The 24,560-nt window shown below is 43.9% G+C and carries 22 protein-coding genes; 13 read left to right on the forward strand and 9 right to left on the reverse strand.

The genetic code is table 11. The annotated features are described in order from the left end of the window. Positions 1–31: 31 nt before the first annotated feature. Positions 32–1,306: an asparagine synthetase B gene (locus H6550_07090; protein ID MCB9045887.1), complete on the reverse strand. Its 1,275-nt coding sequence runs from the start codon at positions 1,304–1,306 to the stop codon at positions 32–34. 101 nt (positions 1,307–1,407) lie between these two features. Between H6550_07090 and H6550_07095 the strand changes: the two genes are divergently transcribed. Further along, positions 1,408–2,517, forward strand: a complete 1,110-nt coding sequence (locus H6550_07095; protein MCB9045888.1) for an ABC transporter permease — start codon at positions 1,408–1,410, stop codon at positions 2,515–2,517. 2 nt (positions 2,518–2,519) lie between these two features. Here the strand turns inward: H6550_07095 and H6550_07100 are convergent, their stop codons facing one another. Together H6550_07100 and H6550_07105 are read right to left on the reverse strand one after the other, a co-directional pair. Next, the gene (locus H6550_07100) at positions 2,520–4,742 is read right to left on the reverse strand and encodes a gliding motility-associated C-terminal domain-containing protein (protein ID MCB9045889.1); all 2,223 of its coding nucleotides are present in this window, start codon (positions 4,740–4,742) and stop codon (positions 2,520–2,522) included. 100 nt (positions 4,743–4,842) lie between these two features. Then, a complete protein-coding gene (locus H6550_07105; GenBank protein ID MCB9045890.1) occupies positions 4,843–7,068 on the reverse strand; it encodes a gliding motility-associated C-terminal domain-containing protein in 2,226 nt (741 codons plus the stop codon). Between the two features lie 141 nt (positions 7,069–7,209). Here H6550_07105 and H6550_07110 point away from each other — a divergent pair, with 141 nt between their 5' ends. Then, on the forward strand, positions 7,210–8,199 hold the full coding sequence (locus H6550_07110; GenBank protein MCB9045891.1) for an isoaspartyl peptidase/L-asparaginase: 990 nt from the start codon (positions 7,210–7,212) through the stop codon (positions 8,197–8,199). Between the two features lie 73 nt (positions 8,200–8,272). Then, entirely contained in the window at positions 8,273–9,901 is a 1,629-nt protein-coding gene (locus H6550_07115) for an acyl-CoA carboxylase subunit beta (protein MCB9045892.1), read from the forward strand. A 53-nt stretch (positions 9,902–9,954) separates the two neighbouring features. Here H6550_07115 and H6550_07120 read toward each other — a convergent pair whose 3' ends face one another. Continuing rightward, positions 9,955–10,197 carry a hypothetical protein gene (locus tag H6550_07120; GenBank protein ID MCB9045893.1) on the reverse strand — a complete coding sequence of 81 codons (243 nt, stop codon included), beginning with the start codon at positions 10,195–10,197 and terminating at the stop codon, positions 9,955–9,957. A gap of 53 nt (positions 10,198–10,250) precedes the next feature. After that, positions 10,251–10,526 carry a hypothetical protein gene (locus H6550_07125; GenBank protein ID MCB9045894.1) on the reverse strand — a complete coding sequence of 92 codons (276 nt, stop codon included), beginning with the start codon at positions 10,524–10,526 and terminating at the stop codon, positions 10,251–10,253. Between the two features lie 246 nt (positions 10,527–10,772). Here H6550_07125 and H6550_07130 point away from each other — a divergent pair, with 246 nt between their 5' ends. Beyond that, positions 10,773–11,576, forward strand: coding sequence for an SDR family oxidoreductase (locus H6550_07130; GenBank protein MCB9045895.1), 804 nt, complete (start codon positions 10,773–10,775; stop codon positions 11,574–11,576). A gap of 55 nt (positions 11,577–11,631) precedes the next feature. Further along, positions 11,632–12,408 (forward strand): ATP-binding cassette domain-containing protein, encoded by a 777-nt coding sequence (locus H6550_07135; protein MCB9045896.1) that lies wholly within the window; start codon positions 11,632–11,634, stop codon positions 12,406–12,408. Positions 12,409–12,453: 45 nt separating this feature from the next. On the opposite strand, the gene H6550_07140 is transcribed toward H6550_07135, so the two are convergent. Further along, positions 12,454–14,130 carry a T9SS type A sorting domain-containing protein gene (locus H6550_07140; GenBank protein MCB9045897.1) on the reverse strand — a complete coding sequence of 559 codons (1,677 nt, stop codon included), beginning with the start codon at positions 14,128–14,130 and terminating at the stop codon, positions 12,454–12,456. Positions 14,131–14,550: 420 nt separating this feature from the next. Between H6550_07140 and sucD the strand changes: the two genes are divergently transcribed. Continuing rightward, the gene (gene sucD, locus H6550_07145) at positions 14,551–15,432 is read left to right on the forward strand and encodes a succinate--CoA ligase subunit alpha (GenBank protein ID MCB9045898.1); all 882 of its coding nucleotides are present in this window, start codon (positions 14,551–14,553) and stop codon (positions 15,430–15,432) included. A gap of 48 nt (positions 15,433–15,480) precedes the next feature. On the opposite strand, the gene H6550_07150 is transcribed toward sucD, so the two are convergent. Then, positions 15,481–16,113, reverse strand: coding sequence for an FMN-binding negative transcriptional regulator (locus H6550_07150; GenBank protein ID MCB9045899.1), 633 nt, complete (start codon positions 16,111–16,113; stop codon positions 15,481–15,483). Between the two features lie 40 nt (positions 16,114–16,153). Between H6550_07150 and H6550_07155 the strand changes: the two genes are divergently transcribed. Next, positions 16,154–17,248: an anhydro-N-acetylmuramic acid kinase gene (locus H6550_07155; GenBank protein ID MCB9045900.1), complete on the forward strand. Its 1,095-nt coding sequence runs from the start codon at positions 16,154–16,156 to the stop codon at positions 17,246–17,248. A gap of 18 nt (positions 17,249–17,266) precedes the next feature. Here the strand turns inward: H6550_07155 and H6550_07160 are convergent, their stop codons facing one another. After that, complete coding sequence (locus H6550_07160) at positions 17,267–18,073, reverse strand: carboxypeptidase-like regulatory domain-containing protein (GenBank protein ID MCB9045901.1); 807 nt, start codon at positions 18,071–18,073, stop codon at positions 17,267–17,269. A gap of 60 nt (positions 18,074–18,133) precedes the next feature. Continuing rightward, a complete protein-coding gene (locus H6550_07165) occupies positions 18,134–18,496 on the reverse strand; it encodes a CoA-binding protein (protein MCB9045902.1) in 363 nt (120 codons plus the stop codon). A 157-nt stretch (positions 18,497–18,653) separates the two neighbouring features. Between H6550_07165 and H6550_07170 the strand changes: the two genes are divergently transcribed. From H6550_07170 to H6550_07195, 6 genes are all read left to right on the forward strand, one after another. After that, positions 18,654–19,832, forward strand: coding sequence for an acetyl-CoA C-acyltransferase (locus H6550_07170; protein ID MCB9045903.1), 1,179 nt, complete (start codon positions 18,654–18,656; stop codon positions 19,830–19,832). A 63-nt stretch (positions 19,833–19,895) separates the two neighbouring features. Then, positions 19,896–20,744 carry a hypothetical protein gene (locus H6550_07175; protein ID MCB9045904.1) on the forward strand — a complete coding sequence of 283 codons (849 nt, stop codon included), beginning with the start codon at positions 19,896–19,898 and terminating at the stop codon, positions 20,742–20,744. 103 nt (positions 20,745–20,847) lie between these two features. Further along, complete coding sequence (locus H6550_07180) at positions 20,848–21,183, forward strand: hypothetical protein (GenBank protein MCB9045905.1); 336 nt, start codon at positions 20,848–20,850, stop codon at positions 21,181–21,183. 80 nt (positions 21,184–21,263) lie between these two features. Further along, on the forward strand, positions 21,264–23,588 hold the full coding sequence (locus H6550_07185) for a TonB-dependent receptor (protein MCB9045906.1): 2,325 nt from the start codon (positions 21,264–21,266) through the stop codon (positions 23,586–23,588). 2 nt (positions 23,589–23,590) lie between these two features. After that, positions 23,591–24,163, forward strand: coding sequence for a hypothetical protein (locus H6550_07190; protein MCB9045907.1), 573 nt, complete (start codon positions 23,591–23,593; stop codon positions 24,161–24,163). A gap of 130 nt (positions 24,164–24,293) precedes the next feature. Continuing rightward, positions 24,294–24,557 carry a hypothetical protein gene (locus H6550_07195; protein ID MCB9045908.1) on the forward strand — a complete coding sequence of 88 codons (264 nt, stop codon included), beginning with the start codon at positions 24,294–24,296 and terminating at the stop codon, positions 24,555–24,557. The last annotated feature ends 3 nt before the right edge of the window (positions 24,558–24,560 follow it).

Genomic DNA, 24,560 nt, shown 5'->3' on the forward strand with positions numbered 1-24,560 from the left:
TGTATAAGCGGACTTGTTTTATACCTCGATATCAGGTCTTTTTGGGCTTCTTTTTGGCTGCAGGAAACAATACATTGTTGAGTATCAGCCTGTAACCGGGGCTGTTGGGGTGCAGGCTCAGGTCGGTAGGAGGATCACCTATGGCGTGCTGGTAGTCTTCGGGGTCGTGACCACCATAGAATGTCCAGGTACCTTTCCCGAATTCTCCGTGAATGTATCGTGCTTCGTTGGCGGGTTTGCATTCGCCCATTACCAGTACACTGGTTTTTAATACCTCTTTTCGGAAAGCTGTAGTTTGTCCCATAAACCCTTTTACGGTAGTAGTATGGTTCTGGCACAGCATGGTAGGTATGGGGTCGAATTTGGCAGAGAATGTGAATAAGGTAAAATAATCGGTCTCCATATTTATGTAGCTGTTGCGCGTTTGGGTAGCGTCAATAGTGCTGAATTCGTATTCGTACGGGTTGCGAGATAGTACGAAGTCTTTAAAAGCGAAACACTGTGAAAAATCCAGCTCGTTTTGTGCATTGGGGCTGGAAGGGTCGCCGTCAAATGGAATTTCGCATATATCTGTATTCTCAGCAGCTACACTTATATCATAGCTATCTGTTGCTGAACACATGGCAAACAGGTAGCCACCTCCGGCAACGAATCCTTGTATCTTTTTAGCCACAGCCAGTTTCAGTTTTGAAACCTTCTTAAAGCCATTACGCGCAGCTATGGCTTCATTCATTTTTACATCTTCCTGAAACCAGGTTGCATTACGGTAAGCTGCCCAGAATTTACCATACTGTCCTGTAAAATCTTCGTGGTGCAGGTGAAGCCAGTCATATTCAGGTAACTTGTCCTGCAGAACGGCATCGTCATATATTTTATCGAAAGGTATCTCCGCATAGGTAAGTACAAGGGTTACCGCATCATCCCAGGGTTGTTTCCCTTCAGGAGTATATACCGCTATCTTCGGAGCCTTTTCCAGCTTGATTATATCGCCGTTATAGTCCGGGTCTGCAATTGTATTGATGATGCCACTGTATTGGGCATCGCTCATTACTTTGTAGGATACTCCACGCAGTTTGCATAGCTTCTCAATGTATTCGGTTTGTGTCATGGCAAAGCTGCCGCCCTCATAATTCAACAGCCAATCCACCTCAATTTCCTTTTGTAATGCAGCATAGGTCACTCCATAGGCTTTCAGGTGGTTGGTCTGTTCTTCGGCATTCATAGGTATGAATATTTTTGCAGCACGCGCCGTACCTGCGCCAGCCATTAACAGGATGGCTATGGTATATGTAATAAAACGTATCATATGATTGCCCTAAGTTAAGCTATTCGGGGTATCTGCCCTTATAGTGGTATTATTTTTAACATCACATAAACTAGCAACGGTTCATTAACTTTGCTCCCGTTATGGCAAATAAGCAGGAATACAGCAACATAAAGGCATTGATGGCGTTAACGCGTGCCAGTTTGCAATCTACCATGAAAAGTCCTTCGGCTATAGTGTTTACTATTGCATTTCCTATGGTATTTATTCTTGTGTTCGGTTTCCTGGGAGGCGGAAAAACTTTTTCTGTTGGGGTAGCACCTGTACCGGGTAGTGATACCACAAATGGTTTGTATCAGTTATTGAAAAGCAGCCCTGCCTTGAAGTGGACCCATGTTGATGATACAACACAAGCTAATAAAATGTTGAGCGAAGGAGATATTTCTGCGCTGGTTGAAGTAAAAGAAAATCCTGAAGGACATGAGCCCAGGTATAGTATACAGTTGCATTCAGCTACATCTCAAATGGATAAGCTGCAACAATTGCAGGCGATCATCAGGGGTATGCTCCAGAATTCTGACCCGGTAATAAGGCAACGTACAGAAGCGCTGGCAGAGATAGACGTTGAGGTTGCCACCATCAGGGAATTCAAAAGCATTGATTTTATTTTGCCTGGCCAGCTTGGTTTTTCCCTGTTAGCCGGTAGTGTATTTGGTACTGCATTCATATTTTTCAGCCTGAGGGAGACTTTGGTACTGAAACGCTTTTTCTCAACACCCGTCCGCCGCGAAGTGATAGTATTAAGCGAAGGAATTGCACGTATGGTGTTCCAGTTGTTAGGTGCTATTGTTATAATAACAGCAGGTTATTTTATTTTCGACTATACATTGGTCAATGGTTTTGTCACGTTTATTGAAATGATACTGTTGTGTGCATTAGGTATACTCGTTTTTATGGGGTTCGGTTTTATTATCAGCGGGCTTGCCAAGAACCAGACCACTATTCCTCCATTGTCTAACCTGGTGACGCTACCACAATTTCTATTGGCAGGTACGTTCTTCCCGATAGATGTATTTCCGAGCTGGCTGCAACCGTTTTGTAAGATACTTCCGCTTACGTACCTGAATGATGCATTGAGGAAAGTAGCTTTTGATAATGCCGGATTGTGGGAATTAAGGATAGATATCCTGGTGCTGATGGTATGGGCAGTAGTGCTTTATATAGTTGCCGGCAAAGTTTTTAAGTGGGAGTAATATTACCTGATCAGGATAAAAGAACCTGCTTTTTTTTCTTCGTGACCTGTAATACACGTTGCCCGCAGATAATAGTAGTAGGTGCCTATCGCACAAGATCTGCCAAGGTAAGTACCATCCCATTTTTCTTTCGGGTCAGATGAGGTGTATACTCTTTCTCCCCAACGGTCATAGACAGACAGAAGATAGAAGTCAACATTGCCATAAGTGATAGGATGCCACCCGTCGTTGGTTCCGTTGCCATCTGGGGTAAAAGCAGTGGGGTAGGAGAACAGGCAACATTGCTCAATATTATCATAGCTTACGGTGTCTGTTGCCATACAGTTGAACTCGCTGTAGCCTTTTACAATAAATGTTACAGGACCATACACAAAGGCGTAAGGCATACTGTCATAAAAAACTATTTTGTCCTTAGGTAACCACTCGTATCTTATGCCTCCTGTGGCTTCCAGGTACATCCCGTCGCCCACGCAGGCATGCCCGCCGGTGTTTTTTACATGAATGTCCGGATAGTCATGTATGGCCACATTGAATGTGTCAAAAACAGATTCACATGAGCGTACCTTCTGGTTTACCAGCCATTGATATTGCCTGACGCTATCAGTATTGTAAACAGGTGCACCCGGTAGTTGATCCATGTTCATATCATACCACTGCACCACGCCTGTTTTTGCAGGTTTGGCATTGGTTTCAACAGGCTGTGCACCCAGGCAGAGGTCTATATCTTCAAACTCAGGCGGCAGTGGGTAGGTGCCAAAGTCTGAAACATCGAAATGGTAAGTAGTGATACATGGCAGGTGTTCTGCAAATAGTTCTGCTTTGTAGGTGCCAGTTTTGAAACTGTCATCAAGACTACCCGACCAGTCGGTATGAGTAGTAATTACCTTACCGCTTTCGTCATATATTTTCAACTGCCTGGGAAATACTCCGCCATCTGTATGGAATCTTATTTTTTGTTTACGGATACAATCTGTCGGCTCCAGAACTTCGTGAAATACTGTAAAAGGTGTTACCAGGTTAATTGTATAAGCCATCACCTGGTTGCCCGGAATAGGACAAGCCTCGTCATTATAATTGGCAAAGAAAGTATAAGTGCCTGCTGCAGTATTTGACATGTCCCAACTGAATTCGATAACCGGATTCTTTGAGCCATTACCTTTTACGGTCACATTTGCACCCTGTGGCAGGTTGGTTAATACGACGTTGATATTGTCAGCGTTATTATCGGTAACAGGTATTTGAAATGATACTGTTTGCTGGCCATCGCATAAGTTCAAAGTGTTATTATATAGTTCACCTCCTACCACAGATGACGGGTCAATATCGCCGGATGGTGCCTGGTTGTTGCAGTCGTTCCTGATGAAGAAGGTCATAGCACGCATACTGCTGCCCACCAGTTCGCCATTTCTATACTCTCTTACTTCATTTACAATAAGTGATACTTCAATCTTGGCGGGTGTGAATGACATTTGTCCGGTTATCGAATCATAGAACAATGAGCCGCTTTGCGTAGCAAACGGGTAAGTGAAAGAGTATGGAGAAACATAATGTGTGGCGATGGCATTAAGGTCGAGAGGGGGAATGAGGTTAAACCGCAATATGTCATTATCCTTGTCTATTACACCCTGGTTGTATTGGTGAGGTGTGTTGACACAATAAAAGGGGGTGGGTGCCACCGAATACTCCGGCGATGAATTAGGAGCATGCAGATTGTTCAAAGTAGCTTGCAGGTACATAAAGTAACCGAATCCTGAATTGTTCGTGATATTCGAGATCAGGTTGGTATACCCGGATTGTGTTTTCCCGCTATTATCCATACGTCCGTCAAACAAAATACGCCAGGTAGCGGATGGGGGTAATTGTGTTATACGCGAGTAGATAAATCGTGTTGTTCCCGGTATAGTACCGGACGGGGTCTTGCATGAAGTTTTGTTTGAGTCCCTTGGGCAAACATTGGTTACCTCTTTCCTGTTGCTGACCTCTTCCTGTAATACCAGGAGGTTAAGCGCGCCTTCCTCATTGAGTATTTCAATACGGGGCTCAGCGTTTTTCAGGTGATTAAAACTGCCTCCTGAGCATTCACCATAAACCACAAGCGTTATTTTGTAGTTGTCGCCCGAAAGATGTTTGTATAATAGTTCGCCGCCGAGAACATGGTCGGCATATGTGGTGTTGTGCAGCAGCAGCAACGTTAATAGTGTTATAAGTGTGCAGGTCGTTTTCATTGTTTTCTATAGCTACCACGGCAGGTAGTATATTGAAGTTAACGTATAGGTGCGGGTTTTATTTTATGGTTGTGTTATGGTTTTATTACTTGCCGACAGATCACCGTATAAGAACGAAGGAACCTTTGGTCGATTCTTTATGTCCTGTGACACAGGTTGCCCGCAGGTAAAAGTAATATGTATCCGTGCCTGCGTCTTTACCATTCCATGTGCCATCCCAATGTTCACCGGGGTTTGAGGTAATGAACACTCTTTGTCCCCACCTGTTATATACTGATAAGAGATAGAAATCAACATTGCCATAAGTTAAAGGGCTCCAGCCGTCATTCAGTCCATCATGATTCGGCGTAAAGGCATCCGGGTATGAAAAAGTACAACATTGTTCTATCTGGTCAAACGTGACAGAGTCGGTGTTCACGCAACCATGTGCGTCGTATCCTTTTACTACATATGTTGTAGGTTGTTTTACACGAGTATAGGCTGAGTCGTTGAAATAGATAATGTCAGTTTCCGGGGTCCACTCATAGCGAATGCCGCCTTCAGCCAACAGGTACATCCCATCTCCTGCACAAACCCTTTGAGGTGTGTTCAGTACTTTAATTGTGGGGAAGCCATTTACGGATACTGTTACCGTATCTTTATCGGATTCGCAAACTCCTACCTGCTGGCTCACCAACCATTGATATGTAGCTATGTCTTTTGTTTCGTAGACAGGTTTCTGTTTTAAAAGACCGCCTTCAACTGAGTACCATTTTACCTCAGCATTGTTGGCCGGCAATACATATAATGGTTCAAGAGGGTCGTTAAGACAAAGGTCAGGGTTGTTATGTTCGGGAGGAATAGGGTATGTGCCTCTGTCTTCAACGGTAAATATATAAGAGGTTTTGCACCTGAGTGCTTCAGATTCTGCATAAATAGTGTAGCTGCCTGAGCGGAAACTGTCTGTGAGGTATCCACTCGTGTCAATATATGTACCGAGTATTATGTTATTATTGTTGTTGACGATCGTGATCTTGCGGGGCAGGATGCCATCAGCTACCTTAATGCCTATATGCTCACGGAAGAGGCAGTTGGTAGGTTGCAATGTTTCGTGTACAATACTTATAGGGTTGACAACCCTTATGGTATAGGCTATTGTCTGGCTGCCATACAGCGGGCAGGCATCATCTGTATATGTAACAAACAAGTTGTAGTTACCTACGGGGATGTTTGCGGTGTTCCATGAAAAATTGACAAGCGGTGCATGACCGTTATTGGATGTTACAGTTGCTGTAGCACCATTAGGCAAATTGTTCAGTGTAACTAATATATTGTCGTTGTCTACATCTCTTGCAGGTATAGTAAAGGAAAGTTTAGGTGTGTTGACGCAGACATTGATAATGTTGTCAAAAATACCGCCTCCTGTTAATGATGTGGTATCTACTGTACCTTCGGGAGCTGTGTTGTGACAGTAGTCAAGTACAATAAATGTCATCTCGCGCATACTACTACCTACCAGTTTACCATTTTTATACTCCTCAACTTTATTTACTACCAGTGAACGTTGTATCTGGTCCGGCACAAATCTCATTTGACCGGATAGTGCGCTGTAGCTGAAGGTTCCTGAAAGTGTTGCCAGGGGTTGTGCTCCGCTGAAAGACGATATATATTTTACTGAGGCTGAACTATTACCTACCAATGCCGGTATCAAAGAAAAGGCCAATGAGTCGTTGTCCGGGTCTACAGCTCCCTGGTTATATTGCTGCGACTTGTTGATACAGAAAAAAGGTGTCGGGATAGATGTATACCTTGGTGATGAATTGTGTCCGTCCCGGTTATTGAGTATTGCTTCCAGGTACATTAGCTGTCCGCTTCCGGCGCCTACTGATATATTACTTATACTGACACTGCGTCCTGCCTGGGTGCCATTGTTCATCTGTCCGGTGAAAGCAAGTCGCCAGTCAGCAGAAGGGGGAAGGCTTGCAGTAGTAGTAAATACAAATTTTGTAACACCTGGTAATGTACCGTTAATATCCTTACAAGCAGTTTTTCCCTCGTCACCGGGGCATACAGGCGATACTTCTTTACGCTGGGTAGTATCTTCGTCAAGAAACAGGCTGTCGGTAAGTATGCCTGAATTGTAGACATAAACCGATGGCTGTGCATTGTATAGTTTAGGAAAACTTTGTCCCGTGCAGTCTCCATAGAGGGTAAGTGTTACCCTGTAAGTATTGTTGACAATATGCGTATAAAGAAGCTCACCTCCGAATATATGTGTGGCATTTGCTGTAAAACAGGATAACAGCAAAAATAGAAATGCAGCTAAAAGTACAAGTCGCCTGTACATTCGAAAGCTATGTTTTGAACATTAGGAACACCGATATCAAATTTCCGTAATATTATTATAACGGGCAATTTAATTGTCATTGTTTGAATATTTGGTTATTATCGTCATGTGAAAGTAATTTCTTCAATAATAGTAGCATTAATGCTATGTTGTGCGATTAATGCACAGCCGCTATCAACAACAGGAGATACTCCGTATACATTGGTTATTCACGGAGGTGCCGGAGGTTTACGCAAGGGACAAATATCTGCAGAGCAGGAGGCTATGTATAAACTAGGGCTGCAAAAAGCTCTGGATGCTGGCAGGGCCGTGCTTGAAAAAGGCGGCCTGGCCATTGATGCCGTGCAGGCGGCTATTATGGTTATGGAGGATGATTCTTTATTCAATGCCGGAAAGGGAGCTGTATTTGCCGATAATGGTGTGAACGAACTGGATGCTTCTATTATGAATGGTATTGACCTGAATGCGGGTGCAGTTGCCGGTGTTACGACCGTAAAAAGCCCGATAACTGCTGCAAGAATGGTAATGGATAAGAGTGAGCATGTGATGCTGAGCGGCAGGGGGGCTGAAGAATTTGCAGAAAAGGCTGGCTGTGAGATAGTTGACCCATCGTATTTTGGTACAGAAAAGAACAGGTCAAGGCTGAAAAAGGCAAAAGAGAATAGAGGTAAAAAGTCTATGCTGGGACAACCGGGTAATGTAGATGACAAATACGGTACAGTCGGTGCTGTAGCACTTGACAAACATGGTAATCTCGCGGCAGGAACCAGCACAGGTGGAATGAGCGGTAAAAAGTATAATCGTATAGGCGATAGCCCGATAATAGGTGCCGGTACTTACGCTGATAATAACAGCTGTGCAGTGAGCTGCACAGGTTGGGGCGAATATTTCATCAGGTTGGGCATGGCCAAAGCTATATGCGACAGGGTTGAACTGATACACTTGTCTGTGGATGACGCAGCTAAACTGATGATTCATCAGAAGCTACGGGATATGGGCGCTACGGGAGGAGTGATCGTTGTTGACAAAAAAGGCGATTTCTCCATACAATTCAATACAGCTGGCATGAACCGCGCATGGTACAAGTCCGCTGGTGAACATGGTATTGAATTATACGGTGCTGATAAGTAAATGTATTTCACTAATGTGTCTCGTTTTCGCTTTGGACATATACTATTATCTTTGCGCAGTCTAATACACAAATATGAACCTGGAATTTAATAAGAACGAAGATGAGATGAAGCTGCTGGTCAGCCAGATGAAACAACGCCACGCTCAGGTGAGCTTAGGCGGCGGCAAAAAGGCAATGGAGAAAAACAAGGCACGTGGCAAGATGGCCCCGCGCGAACGCATCCAGTACCTTATTGACAAGGGTAGCGCATTTACTGAGATCGGTTCTTTTGCAGGGTGGGATATGTACGAAGAGCATGGTGGATGCCCTTCGGCTGGTACCGTTGCAGGTATTGGTTATGTAAAAGGCCGCCAGTGTATCATAGTAGCAAATGATAATACTGTAAAAGCAGGAGCATGGTTCCCGATAACAGGCAAGAAGAACCTACGCCTGCAGGAGATAGCTATGGAGAACCACCTGCCTGTTATTTACATAGTGGATAGTGCAGGTGTGTACCTGCCTATGCAGGACGAGATATTCCCTGATAAAGAACACTTTGGCAGGATATTCCGCAACAATGCACAGATGAGCGCTATGGGAATCACCCAGATAGCGGCTGTTATGGGTAGTTGTGTAGCGGGTGGAGCATACCTGCCTATTATGAGCGATGAGACGCTGATGGTAGAAGGTAATGGTTCTATCTTTCTTGCAGGCCCATACCTGGTAAAGGCAGCTATTGGCGAAGATGTAGACTTGCAAACGCTGGGCGGCGCTAAAACGCATACGGAGATAAGTGGTATAGCTGATTATAAATTTGATACAGAACAGGAGTGCCTGGACCAGGTGAAACGTATCATTGATAAGCTGGGTGAGCAACCTCGCGCAGGTTTTGACAGGGTGAAACCTGAAGCACCTAAGAAAGATCCGAAAGAGATATATGGTTTTGTATCTGCTGATAACAGCAAGCAGTACGATGTGGTGGAGGTGATAGAAAGGATAGTGGATAATTCAGAGTTCGACCAGTTTAAAAAAGACTATGGCAGAACTATCGTATGTGGATATGCACGTATAGATGGCTGGGCTGTTGGAATAGTAGCTAATCAACGTACAGTTATCAAAAGCACCAAAGGAGAGATACAGATAGGCGGTGTGATATATAATGACAGTGCGGATAAGGCTGCAAGGTTCATTCAGAATTGCAACCAGAAGAAGATACCTTTAGTGTTTCTGCAGGATGTTACCGGCTTTATGGTGGGCAGCCGCAGCGAGCATGCAGGTATCATTAAGGACGGTGCCAAGCTGGTGAATGCAGTGAGTAATTCTGTTGTGCCTAAAATTACTATCGTGATAGGTAATTCTTATGGGGCAGGCAACTATGCAATGTGTGGCAAGGCTTATGACCCTCGTTTTATATATGCATGGCCTAATGCTAAAATAGCGGTTATGGGTGGTGCGCAGGCAGCTAAAGTGTTGTTGCAGATACAGGTGGCCAGCCTTAAAGCAAAAGGAGAAGAGATAGACCCCGAAAAGGAAAAAGCATTGCTGAAAGAGATAACTGATAAATACGACTCTCAAACCTCAGCTTATTACGCAGCAGCCCGTTTGTGGGTAGATGATATAATCGATCCGATAGATACACGCAAAGTGATCAGTGAAGGTATTGCTGCTGCTAATCATAATCCTGATATGAAAGAGTTTAAATCAGGTGTCTTCCAGGTATAATTAAAAGCTGAAATTTATATAGTATGCTGAATGAGTTTTGCAAATCGCAAAACTCATTTTACGGTACAGTCAACTTGGGTGACGCCTTGCCAGCTTTCCATTCGGGCTTTTTGTACATCACAATCCTTTTTCATGTCTTTCTTAAATCCGGGTGCTGTAATCTCTGCAGAACTGTTAGGAGTAATATATGTTGTGTCATAAACAGTAATATCACATCGGCATGTCCAAACTTTGAAACAAGATGACAGGCTTAGCACGGCGACTGCTGTAAGAATAATAGGTATAAGTTTTTTCATGAAATAAAATTAATCAAACATTTCAGAAAAACAGTGTTTCCATTATTCCCCAGTCAACCCGGTGTGAGCTTACATTCTGCTTCGTCTACGTTAGGGTCGTTACTTTGTATGATCCACTTCTGGCGGTCGCAGTACTCTTTCATATTCTGTTTGGTATCCAGGTCTGTTTTTTCACTATAAGGGTCGGGGTAGGTAGTATTCATATTTCCCGAACTGGAATCCCATGAGACAACGGCACAAGAACAGGTCCACAACCTGTAGCAGGATGATTGGCTGATGATGATTGCAGCAAGTGCTATTGACGAAATAAGTAATGATGTTCTTTTCATGTGTTAAGCTTTCTCAGGTGTAAAATATGTTTCAAGGTATATGATATAATCTTAAATAGGTGTGAAAGCTGTTATTTGAAAGAGTAATAGGGGTGAGATCTTTATTGGTTGTCGTTATACCATAGGGGAAATAATATCATCACAGATCAATCAAATAACTTATGCTGACAGCATTATACGGAGTGGTAACATTATTGATAGGTAAGCACCTATAGGGGTAAAACCTCCCGGGGTTGTCATTACTCTATGAGACGGGATGTTAATACCACAGGTAGGAAAGCAATTATAACAGGGGCCTCAGGCGGAATTGGCAGATCATTTGCCAGGCAACTGGCCGCTCAGCAGTATGACCTGGTATTATCGGGCCGTAATGAATCCGAACTTGTAAAACTGGCTGACGAACTAAGGACATCATATGGTGTAGATACGGATATAGTTGTCACAGACCTTTCTCATCCTACCGGAATAGAAGTGCTGACCGATAAGTTAAGCACGATAGATAGTATAGATATGCTGGTGAGCAATGCCGGTTATGGAGAAAGAAGCCGTTTTGAACATGAGCCGGTAGATAAAGTGCTGCAAATGATCAGCGTATTTATCAATGCAACGGTACAACTGGTGCATGCTGTATTGCCTAAAATGATCAATGCAAAGAAAGGAAGTATCATCACTGTTTCATCATTAAGTGCTTTTGTTCCGGCTCCGGGCAGTAGTATTTATTCCTCGTCCAAGGTCTTTCTCAACTCATTTATGGAGTCGATATATATGGAAGTGCGTAAATATGGTATACGTGTGCAGAGTCTTTGCCCGGGTCTGACCCATACAGGTTTTCATAATAATACGCAGGTGACGCAACGCACAGAGGTGCGTGGACTGAGCTTGTGGATGGAGCCGGATATGGTTGTAGAGGCGTCTTTGAGAGGACTGGACAGGGGTGAGGTAATATGTGTTCCTGGTCATATAAATAAAGTCATAAAGCGTATAATGCCTGTTTTGCCGCGCAAACCTTACTATGCATTTGTCAATAAGATCGCCCGAAGGTTCAAATAGATTTTGAGATTGCGGGATACAAGTCTATTTTTGGGAGATATACTTCCCTTTTTGCATGATCGAAGTAAAGAATATTCGAAAAAGTTTTGGTGATAAAGAAGTACTGAAAGGTGTTTCTGCTAACATGCTGCCCGGTAAGACCAACCTGATCATAGGGGCAAGTGGTAGCGGCAAAACAGTATTTATCAAATGTATGATCGGTCTTATCAGGCCTGATGAGGGAGAAGTACTGTACGAAGGTAAAAGCCTGCTTGATATGGATAAGTATAGCCTGAAAGAACTGCGCCAACAAGTAGGTATGCTTTTCCAGGGAGGAGCCTTGTTTGACAGCCAGACGGTTGCGCAGAATGTCAGATTTCCCCTGGATATGCTGACGAAAAAAAGCAAAGGTGAAAAGATAGACAGGGTTGACGAGGTGCTGAAAAGGGTGAACCTGGAAGGGGTAAATGATAAATACCCCTCAGAAATAAGTGGTGGTATGCAGAAAAGGGTTGCGCTGGCGCGTGCAATCGTGATGAACCCCAAATACCTGTTTTGCGATGAGCCTAACTCTGGCCTTGACCCACAGACATCTATCGTAATTGATGAACTGATAAGGGATATAACACAGGAGTTTAATATAACTACAGTTATCAATACCCACGATATGAACTCAGTAATGGGTAGCGGTGATAATATCATTTACCTGCACAAAGGGCTTAAGAAATGGGAAGGTAGCAGTCGGGATATTGTTTTTAGCGATGATAAAGAATTGAATAACTTCATTTTTGCCTCAGATTTTCTGCGCAAAGCCAAAGAAGCCAGTCGTAGAGAGGCTGATAATACTAAATAGCAAAAAGCTTGCACAAGCCGGCTTTTTATTGTAGTGCTCCTTGTTTTACAGCTTCTCTACTTTTTGTGTTGAAACACCTTCCCTGCCGATTAATTGTATATAGTACAATCCTGCAGGTAAAGACATCATATTAATATATGAACTGCGTCCGGTAACCTGTTGCTTTGTTACAACCTGCCCCATACTATTCAGCAGGGTTAGTGATTCGAAACCGTTTGGCTCAGTTTCTACTGTTAGTATATCTTTAACAGGGTTGGGGAATAAACTGTATTCGGCGGTGACATCAATATCACTGACAGCAACCGGGGTAACCCTGTTCTCTGTACTGTTTGTCATTACAGCGGGGTTAATATCAAAATATATACCTGCTCTGTTATTGATCTGGGTCAGGGGGGGGAGGCCTGATTTTGCATTTATGCTGAATTGCACGAAACCTTTGTTAAAGGCGGGAGTATTTTTATAGGGTAAGTTAATGTTCTTAAATTCGAAACGGACAACTTTTTGTCCACCAGGAGGGTCCTGCATAACATGTGATATAGCATGTGAGCTGTGCAAAATTTGAAAGCTACCTGCATCCAGCATATCTGAGAGGGTATCTAAGATATAAATATTAAATGCCGTATCATCTCCCAGGTTTTCGAAATTGATAGTATAGGTAAGTTTAGTTCCTGGCGAAATATCTCCGGATGGGAATACTCCCTTGTCATTGGGGTCAAAAGATGCTCGTACACGGTCGCACTGATAAATTGTATTGTTGGACAGATTAACATCATTTAAGACGGGCGCTATTGCTACTGTGTTGCAGATGGTGTCGTCGACTTTTAAAGTTGTTCCTATCGCTGCATCCGCATACACATAAATAGTGGCGTTATTGCCGATGGAAAGGTTACTAACATTCCAGGTAATGGTGTTTCCGCTCACTCCAGTTGGTGGTCTGCTAGCACTTCTATAAGCGTATTTCTTGCTTAGGTGTAGAGTAATTGTTCCGTTTTGACTGCCGCAGCCATTGTTGTAGGCATGGAGGGTTAACGTGCTGGTGGCAACTGGTCGGAACAAACCACTCATTGCTATTGCCAGATCATACTGTGATGTGCTGCCACATTGAAAAGCAAAACCCGCAGTTATGGTACTATGTGACGGAGGTCCTGTTACTGTTGCAATTCCCCCTGAGGGACAGGATACAATGGAGCCTACGGGTATATTGATAGGTTTGAATTTGTATAAAGTGCCGGGTATAGTTGCATAGTGATAATTACCTAAAATATCTATGGTATCAACAATTGTGCCTGCCGAATCAACTTCTATATGAAGAGGATTGTTAATATAGCGTTCATTCGAGTCGCGCACACAATTGGTATTGCTATCAATAAATCCGTAGATGTTTACAAAACTGCAAAATGTTGAATAAGTAGTACTTGAGGAATCCATAATAGTTCCATCGTGAAACCTGATTATACTAGTGATTGTATAACTGCCTGGAGCTAGATATGTATGTCCATAACCTGATTTTGGAACTCTTATATAAGCTGTAACTGAATCTTTTGTATATGTTCCGTCGCCCCAATATATTTTTGTCTTATAATTTGTTTTGGCTCCCCATACATACCAATAGTTAACTGTATCACAAGGTCCGTAGACGTATGACGAGAGAAGCTGGCCGTTTGCCTGAAGGGAAAAGAACAATATCAGCGATAAGGCGGTACTTAAATAAGAGGTTTTCATCAATTCCGAACTTGTTTTTTATTCAAAACTATTAGTTGTATAATATTAATTATATACTTTAATCAACAAGTATGCCAGATTGTAGAGGCAGTTTGGTGTATACTGACGAAAGATTTGTAGCCGTTTTTAGGGAAAGGGTGCTCAGAGTCCTGAAAATGAAGAAAGCCGGTAGAGACCGGCTTCCATAATCTAGAATTGATTACCCATTACATACTTAAATATTGTGTGGTGAAGGAGGATAGTTTTTGTATTATTTCGTATCTTCTGAACAATAAGACGAACGCATTGGAGAAAAGGTTGGTAAAAGTTGAAACTTTTTTATCTTAATACGTTCTGTGTGGATTTTTACATTTGATTTTGGCAGTATTTACGTTAATTTTGCCCCGTAAAATAATTATACATCAAGATATTAATAAGCTCATGGCTGTATTGGTAAATAAGGATTCAAAAGTAATTGTACAGGGTTTCACCGGTGGAGAGGGTACTTTCCACGCAGGTCAGATGATAGAGTATGGTACAAATGTAGTAGGTGGTGTTACACCCGGTAAAGGTGGTACTACTCACCTGGACAAACCTGTATTTAATACCGTTCAGGACGCTGTAAATCAAACAGGTGCAGATGTTTCTATCATATTCGTTCCACCTGCATTTGCTGCTGATGCTATTATGGAAGCTGCTGACGCGGGTATCAAAGTGATCATCTGTATTACAGAAGGTATTCCTGTTCAGGATATGGTGAAAGCGAAGGCGTATATTAATGATAAAGACTGCCGCCTGATAGGCCCTAACTGTCCTGGTGTTATCACTGCCGATGAGGCAAAAGTGGGCATCATGCCTGGTTTTGTATTCAAAAAAGGCCGCATAGGTGTTGTTTCTAAATCAGGTACGCTGACTTACGAAGCTGCTGACCAGGCTGTTAAGGCAGGTATGGGTATCTCTACCGCTATCGGTATTGGTGGCGACCCGATCATTGGTACTACAACTAAAGAAGCGGTAGAACTGTTGATGAACGATCCTGAAACGGATGGTATCATTATGATAGGCGAAATTGGTGGTAGCATGGAAGCTGACGCAGCGCGCTGGCTGAAAGGCAATATGAAAAAACCTGTTGTTGGTTTCATCGCAGGACAGACAGCGCCTCCGGGCCGCCGTATGGGCCACGCAGGTGCTATAGTTGGTGGTGCTGACGATACTGCTGCTGCAAAAATGAAGATCATGCGCGAGTGTGGTATACACGTAGTAGACAGCCCTGCTGATATAGGAAAAACAATGGCTGAGGTGTTGCAAAAGCAACCCGCATAATAATATTTAGTAAGCAATCTGGAAAGCTGCTCCCACAAGGAGCAGCTTTTATTTTTCAAACAACTCCGGCCTGCGCTGTATCAGCTCTCCTGCTATGGATATGCTGTCTATATCACCGCTGTTCATCAGGTGCTCTACAATGCGTTTGTAGCTTTCGTCCGTACGGTTCTGGCTCAGCTTGAATGTGGCATCAAGAGATGTGACTGTTATCTCGAACCCTGCAATAGCCTTTACATTGGCTGCGACATATTCTTCCGGCATGTTCTCCAGCAATTCAGGGTGGTCCTGCCCGTCCTCGTAATAGTGGGTCAGTTCTTTTAGTAACTCTAAGGATTCGTGCTCGTCAAATAAGTGAATGCTACCTCTTGCCTGTACGGTCATATAGTTCCATGTAGAGGCTTGGCCACGCTCTGCATACCAACCGGCACTTACATAACAGTGCGCACCTGTAAACATGAGCAACACTTCTGTACTGTCTGCCAGTATAGGATAGTGGTCGGTATGGCGGGATACATGACCTTGTAAGTAAAGTGTATTATCACGTTCATCAAGCATTACCGGTATTTGTGTTGCATAGCTTCGTTCTTTGTCGTTGACAATGAGCGTAGCAAAGGGGTGTGTCGCTATGAACTCCAGTATCTTTTCCCTGTCTGTTTCCGTATAATGTTTAGGTCCGTACATAATGAGGTAAAGTTAAAGGTCATTTGTTTAATTTCGCCGCATGGTTTACAAGGTTATCGGTTTGATGAGTGGCAGTTCGCTGGATGGGCTGGATATAGCATACGTGCACCTGAACGAGGTGGGCGGACAATGGAACTATGAGGTGATACATGCTGAATGTGTACCCTATAGTGCAAACCTAGCAGAACAACTCAGGAACGCATCACAAAAAAGCGTACATGAGTACCTGAGGTTGAATACTTCGTATGGGCGTTTCCTCGGTGAAGCTGTAAATGGTTTCATTGAGCGGAATGGTATTGAACACCAGGTACACCTGGTAGCATCGCACGGGCATACTGTGATGCACGAACCGCATAACCACACCAGCACACAGATTGGCGATGGCGCAACTATAGCAGCGGTAACAGGGTTGCCTGTAGTGAGCGACCTGCGCAATATGGATGTAGCGTTGGGAGGGCAGGGCGCCCCGATAGTACCGGTAGGCGATAAGCTACTGTTCGGGCAATATGATTATTGGCTGAATATTGGTGGTATAGCTAATATTACTGTCCCGCACAACGGAGAAACACTGGCATTTGATGTTTGCGCGGCTAACCAAATGTTGAACGGACTGGCCGAGATGAAAGGCATGCACATGGATAAAGACGGGGCGATGGCGCGTACAGGTAAACTGCAAATGGATATACTGGCCGACCTGAACGACGAGCCCTACTACCTGCAGGAGCCTCCAAAATCGTTAAGCAACGAGCAGGCTAAACAACTGGTATTCCCCATACTGCTGGAAAGTAAAAATGAAGTGAACGATCTGTTGCGTACGGCCGTGCAACATATTGCAGATAAGATAACAGAAGCTGTAAAGAAACACCCCTCAGGCAAAGAACGTTCTGTGCTTTTGGCTACAGGTGGCGGCGCTCTTAATGGTTTCCTTATGGAGCGTATCAGGGAAGGGCTGGCAGCATTGAATACCGACCTGCATATACCCGATGAACAAACGGTGAATTATAAAGAAGCTATTGTTATGGCTTTGATAGGCACACTCCGCTTTCGCGAAGAGACCAATGTGCTGAGCAGTATTACCGGCGCCAGCCGCGATAGTATAGGCGGTGCGCTGTGGATGGGACACTCGTATAGTTAATCAGGTAGGTGAGGCGGGTTAGTGTCCCATATGTTCTATTTCATCAGAATAGATAGTTTTTGAATTGCCGCCTTCAAATTTGTCTATCTGTGTTTTTCGTTTTATTTCAACTGTAGATTTTATTGGGATTTTCTCAATTAGAGGAACAACATATCCCGATGTGATATAGACTTCATCAATGTTGATATTCGTTTGCAGTTTAATGACAATATTGTTTAAAGAACTGTCAGTAGAAATTTGTATGTGTTCTTCTTCATAGCCGACGTATTTAGCTATTAATGTATACTTACTTTTACCCTGGATAGAGATGCTGAATTTCCCATCTTCATTTGTTGTAGTTCCACCTTTAAGTATGCTATCCTTGAATATTTGTATGACGGCAAATATTACAGGCTCGTTATGTTCGTCTACTATAGTTCCTGTAATGTTAATTGATTCATTACTAACACTATCTTCTGATTGCTCTTTTTCTATAACAACAGCCTTATTTTTATAAGGCACCTGGGCAAAAGATGTATGATTGCTCCCCACTGTTATTATCAATGCCAGCCCTGCCGCAATGATCCATTTATATAAAGTACTGTGTGGCTGTGGTGGAAGTAAGATAGGCCTGTTCAGTTGCGTTTTCTTCACTCTCCCGCAAACCTTTTGCCCTTTGTGCTCAATGAAAAAATTGTATAGTTGCTCATCTGTAAACCCTGTAAAGTCCACCACGCATTTCCGGCAGCTATCACAATTCCTGCCCTGCTGCTGTGGAGTCATTTTATGCCAGTCCTCTGTGCAGGGCTGGGGTATGCTTAATTGTATGGTTTTGGGTTGTTTCATTGCAACTACAAGTTACGATACCTGTAAGATACAATTGCCATGGAAATTCCATAAATATGTTTAATACTGGCCCGTGCTCAGCATCACAAGCGTGCAGGCTTCTTTGGCTTCAATGCCTTTTTCGCGCAGCATATCTTCCAACTCATCGTTCTCCGTACCCGGGTTGAAGATGACACGTTTAGGGTGCAGCGACAGGATATAATCGTAATAATCCTGCTGGTTGCGTGGATTCAGGTAGAGGGTAACTGTATCAATATCCTCCATATGCGGTGTATCCGTACCTATTTTTACACCTATCACATCGCCCTGCCTTTTACCTATGGCCACTACAGGGTGTTTGTGCGATAAAAGCCTGTGTATCGCCATATTGCTATACCTTGAAGGGTTCTCCGACGCACCTAAAACCAGTGTTTTCTTACTCATAGTACAAAGTTACTACAGCGCTGCGAGTTGATACAAATAGAACTATAGTTGCATGTTATACTTATTTCACCTTTTCTTCACAGATCAATGAGTACCTTTTTTAGTAACTTTAATGGAAAGGGTTTTTACTTTTTAACTTTTTACTTTTGATTTTGAAATGAATACAGCATACATAATAGCGGGCTACCGCACAGCAGTAGGCAAGGCAAACAGGGGCGGGTTTCGTTTTACCCGCCCTGATGATCTGGCGGTTGATGTGATAAAAGGTTTACTGGCATCGGTGCCGCAGCTTGACCCCAAACAGGTGGATGACGTGATAGTAGGCAATGCAGTGCCGGAAGCAGAACAAGGCCTGCAGGTAGGACGCATCATTGCCAACCGTGCTATTGGCGAGTGGGCACCCGGTGTAACAGTGAACCGTTATTGCGCCTCGGGGCTGGAGACTATCGCTATTGCCACCGCCAAGATACAGAGTGGTATGGCCGATTGTATCATCGCCGGAGGTACGGAGAGTATGAGCCTGGTGCCTACCGCGGGTTGGCGTACCATGCCCAACTACGAATATGTAAAAGACAATGGTGATTATTACCTTGGCATGGGACTTACTGCTGAACAGGTGGCACAGGACTATAAAGTGACACGCGAGGAGCAAGATGAATTTGCCTACAACTCACACCTGAAAGCCCTGAATGCGATCAAAGAGGGTTATTTTAAAGAAGGCATTCTGCCGATAACGGTAAAGGAGATAGGGATTGACAAAAAGGGCAAAAGGGTAGAGAAAGAATACGTAGTAGATACGGATGAGGGGCCAAGAGCAGACACCTCAATGGAGGCACTGGCTAAACTAAAACCTGTGTTTGCGCAAGGCGGTACTGTGACTGCGGGTAACTCGTCACAGACATCAGACGGTGCCGCATTTGTGATAGTTATGAGTGAAAAGCTGATGAAGAGCCTGGGGCTGCAGCCCTGGGGTAGGCTGGTGGCATGTGCCAGTGCCGGGGTAGACCCGCGCATCATGGGTATCGGACCTGTAGCTGCTGTGCCTAAAGTCTTGAAGCAGGCGGGCCTGCAACTGAATGACATAGAACTGGTAGAATTGAACGAGGCATTCGCATCGCAATCCGTTGCCGTAATTCGTGAGCTGGGTATGAACCCTGATATTGTAAATGTGAATGGCGGGGCTATCTCTTTAGGCCACCCGTTGGGGTGCAGTGGCGCCAAATTGAGCATACAGTTATTGCACGATATGAAACGCCTGGATAAAAAGTACGGTATGGTGACAGCCTGCGTGGGGGGCGGACAAGGTATTGCCGGAATTATTGAGCGACTGGGCTAACTTATTATAAACTACTGAGTTGAAAATCCGTATTTTTGCCACTCTTCAGAAAGGATCGAACAGATGAACAAGTTTATTTGCCTGGTGGCGCTATTGTTATCAGGGTTTTCTTCGCAGGCCCAGTTTAAGTTAGAAAAGCCGGTTTTCTCAGGAATATATTTTCAGTGGGGTTATAATCGCGACTGGTATTCAAAAAGTGACATCCGTCTGAGGGACGGCGACAAATACGACATCACTATTTACGATGTGGTAGCGAAGGATAAACCTGATTTTAGTTATTACAAAGATCATCCTTTTGATATAACTATTCCGCAAAACAGTTATCGTATAGGTTTTTACCTGAACAAAAAGCATACCCATGCTATTGAGATCAATTACGACCATGCCAAATATGTGCAGGTAGATAACCAGACCCTGCGTATGAAAGGACAGATAGGTGGTAAACAGGTAGATGCGGATACCAACCTTGGTCAGTACCTGATACACGTAGAGCATACCAATGGTGCCAACTTCTACCATCTGAACTATGTAGGACAAACCGAATTGTGGCATGGTAAGAAGAATGACCGCACAATGGCTACAGCCGTATGGAAGGCCGGTGCGGGTGTTGTGATACCCAAATCTTTCATTATCGCATTTTACCAGAAGCTGGACAACAGGTTCAAGGTGGCGGGTTATATAGCCAGTGTAGAGGCAGGTTTCCGTTTTTATCCTTTAAAACATCTGTTTCTCGAAGCTACGGGCAAAAGTGGTTTTGCTAATTATTTAGATGCGTTAGGTGTGGGTACAGGCAGGGTGAGCCATCATTTCTGGTACGGCGAGGTAGTAGGACTTGTGGGGTATGATATGAGCCTGAACTTCCTGAAGCGTAAACCCAAAACTGCTCAGGACCTGAAGCCGGGGACGATGTAGTAGTTGGGCATTTCAAATAATGCTGGCTGTATTCTGCAGAGCATCCCCCCTAATATCCCCCAATCACTACTTTTCAATTTTCTGTATTTTTGCATATTAAGTTGTGCTGAAGAGAATAGTACATATTGTTTTTTCGGTGGTTATGGCGCTGCTGCTGGTTTTTGGAGGAGTCTCCAAGGAGTACCTGCACATGTTCACCGGCCACACGGATACCATTGACCACAACTATGGTAACGATGGTCTGCACCTGGAGAGTGAACACCATCACTGTACCTTTCTTTCATTCACACTACCACCTTATGTAGATGATGCGGCTATTTATGAGCTGCCACAACCTAAAGAAGTATTTCTACACAATATCACGGTTACGGTATCGCATCTTATACCGCGTGCAGTACCTGTTTCCCGTCTGCGCGGCCCACCGGCAATTTTCGCTTAATGATAGTCTGAATGGAACTGTGTGTACAAGCGATATAGCTTGTTACTGTTCCTATACTTTATTTTTTATCAATTGCAGTTATGAAGTATGTACTGCTGTTGGTTCTGTTGTACACGGTAGTACCCGCACATGCGCAACAGGACTGCAAGCTGAATATTAATGTACTGGTGGTTGAAAAGCATACCGGGCAGCCATTGTTCCCGGTTGTGGTTCATATAGATGAACTGAATGCTACCTACGAAACAAATGAAAAAGGGCGTGTTGAGCTGGGTAGTATCTGTCCGGGCAAATACAACTTCCATTTTCACTCAGATGGTTATGAACACTATGCAGAGCAGGTGACCATTACAAGCAGTACTGAATTGAAGTTCAAACTTTCGCATATAGAAGGTGTGCTGGATGAGGTGACCATTGCTGATGCCCGCGAGCAGACATTATTGCAGGCAAAAGACGGCATGGACAGCAAGCAAATAGCCGCTAATAGCGGCAAAAGCCTGGGCGATATGTTGCAGGCTGTGAATGGCGTTACGGTTATATCTAATGGAGCTACTATAGCAAAGCCTGTTATTCATGGCATGCACAGCAACCGTATTGTGATGCTGAACAATGGTGTGCGCCAGGAAGACCAGCAATGGGGTGGAGAACACGCCCCGAATATTGACCCCTTCCTGGCCAATAGTCTTGAGGTTATAAAAGGAGCCGCCAGTGTAAAATATGGTACCGACGCTATAGGTGGCGTAATACTGGTAGAGCCTGCTCCTTTGCGTGCAACACAGGGAACGGATGCTGAGCTGAACCTGGCAGGGCTGAGTAACAACCGCATGGGGGTAGCTTCTGCTATGGTGAACCACAACTTTAAAAAGTTAACGCCATTGAGTATTCGCTTGCAGGGTACTTATAAAAAGGGTGGTAATTATCGTATCCCCGGCTACTGGGTGGCTAATACGGGGGTGGAGGAGAATAACTATTCTGCTGCCGCAGCATGGCGAAAACAGCATTATGGTGCCGAGGTGTTCTATAGTCACTTCAATACTAACCTTGGCGTTTATCGTGGTTCGCATACGGGCAATGAAGCTGATAAGCTGGCTGCAGTGAATAGCGATACGCCTCTTGTGCCTGCGGACTTTACTTATGAGTTGAAAAGACCGCGCCAGCATGTGGAGCACGACCTGGGCAAAGCGAAAATGTATCTTGAAAGTAGTTTGGGTACATGGCATGCTACGTATGCCTACCAGCAGAATTTCAGGCAGGAGTATGACGTGCAAAGGGTGGAAACAGACAGGGCGCAATTGAACCTGACACTGAATACACAGACATTCAACTTAAACCTCGAGCACAGGCAGATATGGAAGCTGAAAGGAGAGGCTGGATTTGATGGTATCTACCAGGAGAATTTTATCCAGAATGGAGACAGGGTATTCCTGCCCAACTATCGTTCTAAAGGAGCGGCAGCATACCTTATAGAAAGGTACAGAGCCCATGACTGGACATTCGAAGGTGGTTTGCGCTATGATTATCGCTGGTATGAGGCATTCAACCCCGAAGGTAGTAAGCAGCAGGTAGTGCGGTATGAGTATCATTTCAATAATCTGTCGGGTACATTCGGGGCAACGAAAAAACTAAGTGATAAATGGCAGTTGTCTACTATACTTTCCAACGCATGGCGTGCACCACAGGCAAACGAGTTGTTTAGTGCCGGGCTGCACCAGGGAGCGGCAAGAATAGAGTTGGGTAATAAGAACCTGCAACCGGAGCGCTCGTATAACCTGAACATTGAAAGTAAAAATACTTTAGGCAAAAAACTGTCAACGGAAATATCGCTGTACACACAGTACATTCAGAACTATGTTTACCTGGAGCCGGGGGCTGACCTGTTGACCATTTCCGGATATTTCAAAACCTTTAATTATCAGCAGACCAATGCTCAGCTTTCAGGTACCGATCTCTCAGCTATGTACAATTGGAATGCATACCTGAAGTCAAACTTTATGGCGTCCTTCCTGTTTGCACGTAATGTTACTGCTCACGACTGGGTGATACTGATGCCGGCAGACAGGTTGTCGCTGAGCACTACATATACCAGGGATATAAGCCCCGGATTAAAGGAGTGTTACATATCGGCTGATGCTAAGTTTGTATTTCACCAATGGCGCATTCCTGCCAATTTCGACCAGGTAGATTTTCCAAGGCCGCCAGCGGGTTATTTTCTCGCAGACGTATCTGTTGGTACGACACTGGAAGCGGGTAAGCAGCCTCTATACATGAGCCTGACCGTCATGAACCTTTTCAACCAGAAATACAGGGATTACCTGGATGCGTTCAGGTATTTCATTAACCAACCGGGCACGAATGTCGTACTAAGAGTGCGTGTGCCTGTATCATTTAACAATAAAAAATCATCTTAATAATGAAGAAGATAGTATCAATAGTATGCTCAATGCTGATAATGTCAGTAATACTTACAGCATGTAAAAAGACTCCGATAGATAATCCACAACCGGTGCAACAGGAATTGATAACAACTATCAGGTTGAACGTAACTAACAGTAGTGGTTTCAATAAAAGTTTCAACTACAAAGTGTTGAATGGCTTCAACAGCTCCGAGCCCGGTATCAAATTGGTTGAAGATGTAGAACTGCTACCTGCCACTGAATATAATGTAGAGGTAACAGTTCTGAATGAAGCCGATACTCCTGCTCAGAATATTACGGACGAGATCATATCTGAGAATACAGAGCATTTGTTCCTGCATCAGAGTTTGCCTGAAACGGGTGCCGGCTCAATAGCATTCTCTGACGGTAATAAAGATGATAATGGGGCACCTTTCAATAGGACCGTCAAATTTACTACAGGCGCTGCCGGAGATGGAACACTTATTGTAACACTGAAGCATCAGCCAACTAATAAGAATGCTAATACACCCGATGAGGCCGGAGGGGAAACAGATGCACAGGCTATCTTCCCCATTTACTTGAAATAGCAGTTTGGCTTGATTTTTGTTGTGATTTCACTTTGTTAAAGTGCAGATTTTAATCTTAAAAATCTGCGCTTTTTTCATTCCATTTCGGTAACTTCAAATTAAATTCATATTAAAAGTACCGATAATGGCAATGGGCACGATCATTGAAAAAGAACAAATACCGGATGTAAAGATTGTTCCGGCGTTCGTAGACAAAACTGAACAATGGGAAAAAGAAATGCATTACGCAGCTAGGTTGGGTAATGAGTTTAAGGGGAAAACCACGATAACTTTTGAAACAACCCAGGGGCCACGTTCCGTTACTACAACGGTATGGTCCGTTACTAATAACTTTATTCAGCTGAAGGGAGGTCTCAACATTCCGCTAAATAGTGTGATAGATATACATTTTTAGGGG

Source organism: Chitinophagales bacterium (assembly GCA_020636495.1).
Lineage (GTDB): Bacteria > Bacteroidota > Bacteroidia > Chitinophagales > Chitinophagaceae > UBA5543.

Coding starts and splice junctions, on each gene's coding strand:
- H6550_07090 (MCB9045887.1), bottom strand. CDS start 1,306: ATGATACGTTTTATTACATATACCATAGCCATCCTGTTAATGGCTGGC.
- H6550_07095 (MCB9045888.1), top strand. CDS start 1,408: ATGGCAAATAAGCAGGAATACAGCAACATAAAGGCATTGATGGCGTTA.
- H6550_07100 (MCB9045889.1), bottom strand. CDS start 4,742: ATGAAAACGACCTGCACACTTATAACACTATTAACGTTGCTGCTGCTG.
- H6550_07105 (MCB9045890.1), bottom strand. CDS start 7,068: ATGTACAGGCGACTTGTACTTTTAGCTGCATTTCTATTTTTGCTGTTA.
- H6550_07110 (MCB9045891.1), top strand. CDS start 7,210: ATGCTATGTTGTGCGATTAATGCACAGCCGCTATCAACAACAGGAGAT.
- H6550_07115 (MCB9045892.1), top strand. CDS start 8,273: ATGAACCTGGAATTTAATAAGAACGAAGATGAGATGAAGCTGCTGGTC.
- H6550_07120 (MCB9045893.1), bottom strand. CDS start 10,197: ATGAAAAAACTTATACCTATTATTCTTACAGCAGTCGCCGTGCTAAGC.
- H6550_07125 (MCB9045894.1), bottom strand. CDS start 10,526: ATGAAAAGAACATCATTACTTATTTCGTCAATAGCACTTGCTGCAATC.
- H6550_07130 (MCB9045895.1), top strand. CDS start 10,773: ATGAGACGGGATGTTAATACCACAGGTAGGAAAGCAATTATAACAGGG.
- H6550_07135 (MCB9045896.1), top strand. CDS start 11,632: ATGATCGAAGTAAAGAATATTCGAAAAAGTTTTGGTGATAAAGAAGTA.
- H6550_07140 (MCB9045897.1), bottom strand. CDS start 14,130: ATGAAAACCTCTTATTTAAGTACCGCCTTATCGCTGATATTGTTCTTT.
- sucD (MCB9045898.1), top strand. CDS start 14,551: ATGGCTGTATTGGTAAATAAGGATTCAAAAGTAATTGTACAGGGTTTC.
- H6550_07150 (MCB9045899.1), bottom strand. CDS start 16,113: ATGTACGGACCTAAACATTATACGGAAACAGACAGGGAAAAGATACTG.
- H6550_07155 (MCB9045900.1), top strand. CDS start 16,154: ATGGTTTACAAGGTTATCGGTTTGATGAGTGGCAGTTCGCTGGATGGG.
- H6550_07160 (MCB9045901.1), bottom strand. CDS start 18,073: ATGAAACAACCCAAAACCATACAATTAAGCATACCCCAGCCCTGCACA.
- H6550_07165 (MCB9045902.1), bottom strand. CDS start 18,496: ATGAGTAAGAAAACACTGGTTTTAGGTGCGTCGGAGAACCCTTCAAGG.
- H6550_07170 (MCB9045903.1), top strand. CDS start 18,654: ATGAATACAGCATACATAATAGCGGGCTACCGCACAGCAGTAGGCAAG.
- H6550_07175 (MCB9045904.1), top strand. CDS start 19,896: ATGAACAAGTTTATTTGCCTGGTGGCGCTATTGTTATCAGGGTTTTCT.
- H6550_07185 (MCB9045906.1), top strand. CDS start 21,264: ATGAAGTATGTACTGCTGTTGGTTCTGTTGTACACGGTAGTACCCGCA.
- H6550_07190 (MCB9045907.1), top strand. CDS start 23,591: ATGAAGAAGATAGTATCAATAGTATGCTCAATGCTGATAATGTCAGTA.
- H6550_07195 (MCB9045908.1), top strand. CDS start 24,294: ATGGGCACGATCATTGAAAAAGAACAAATACCGGATGTAAAGATTGTT.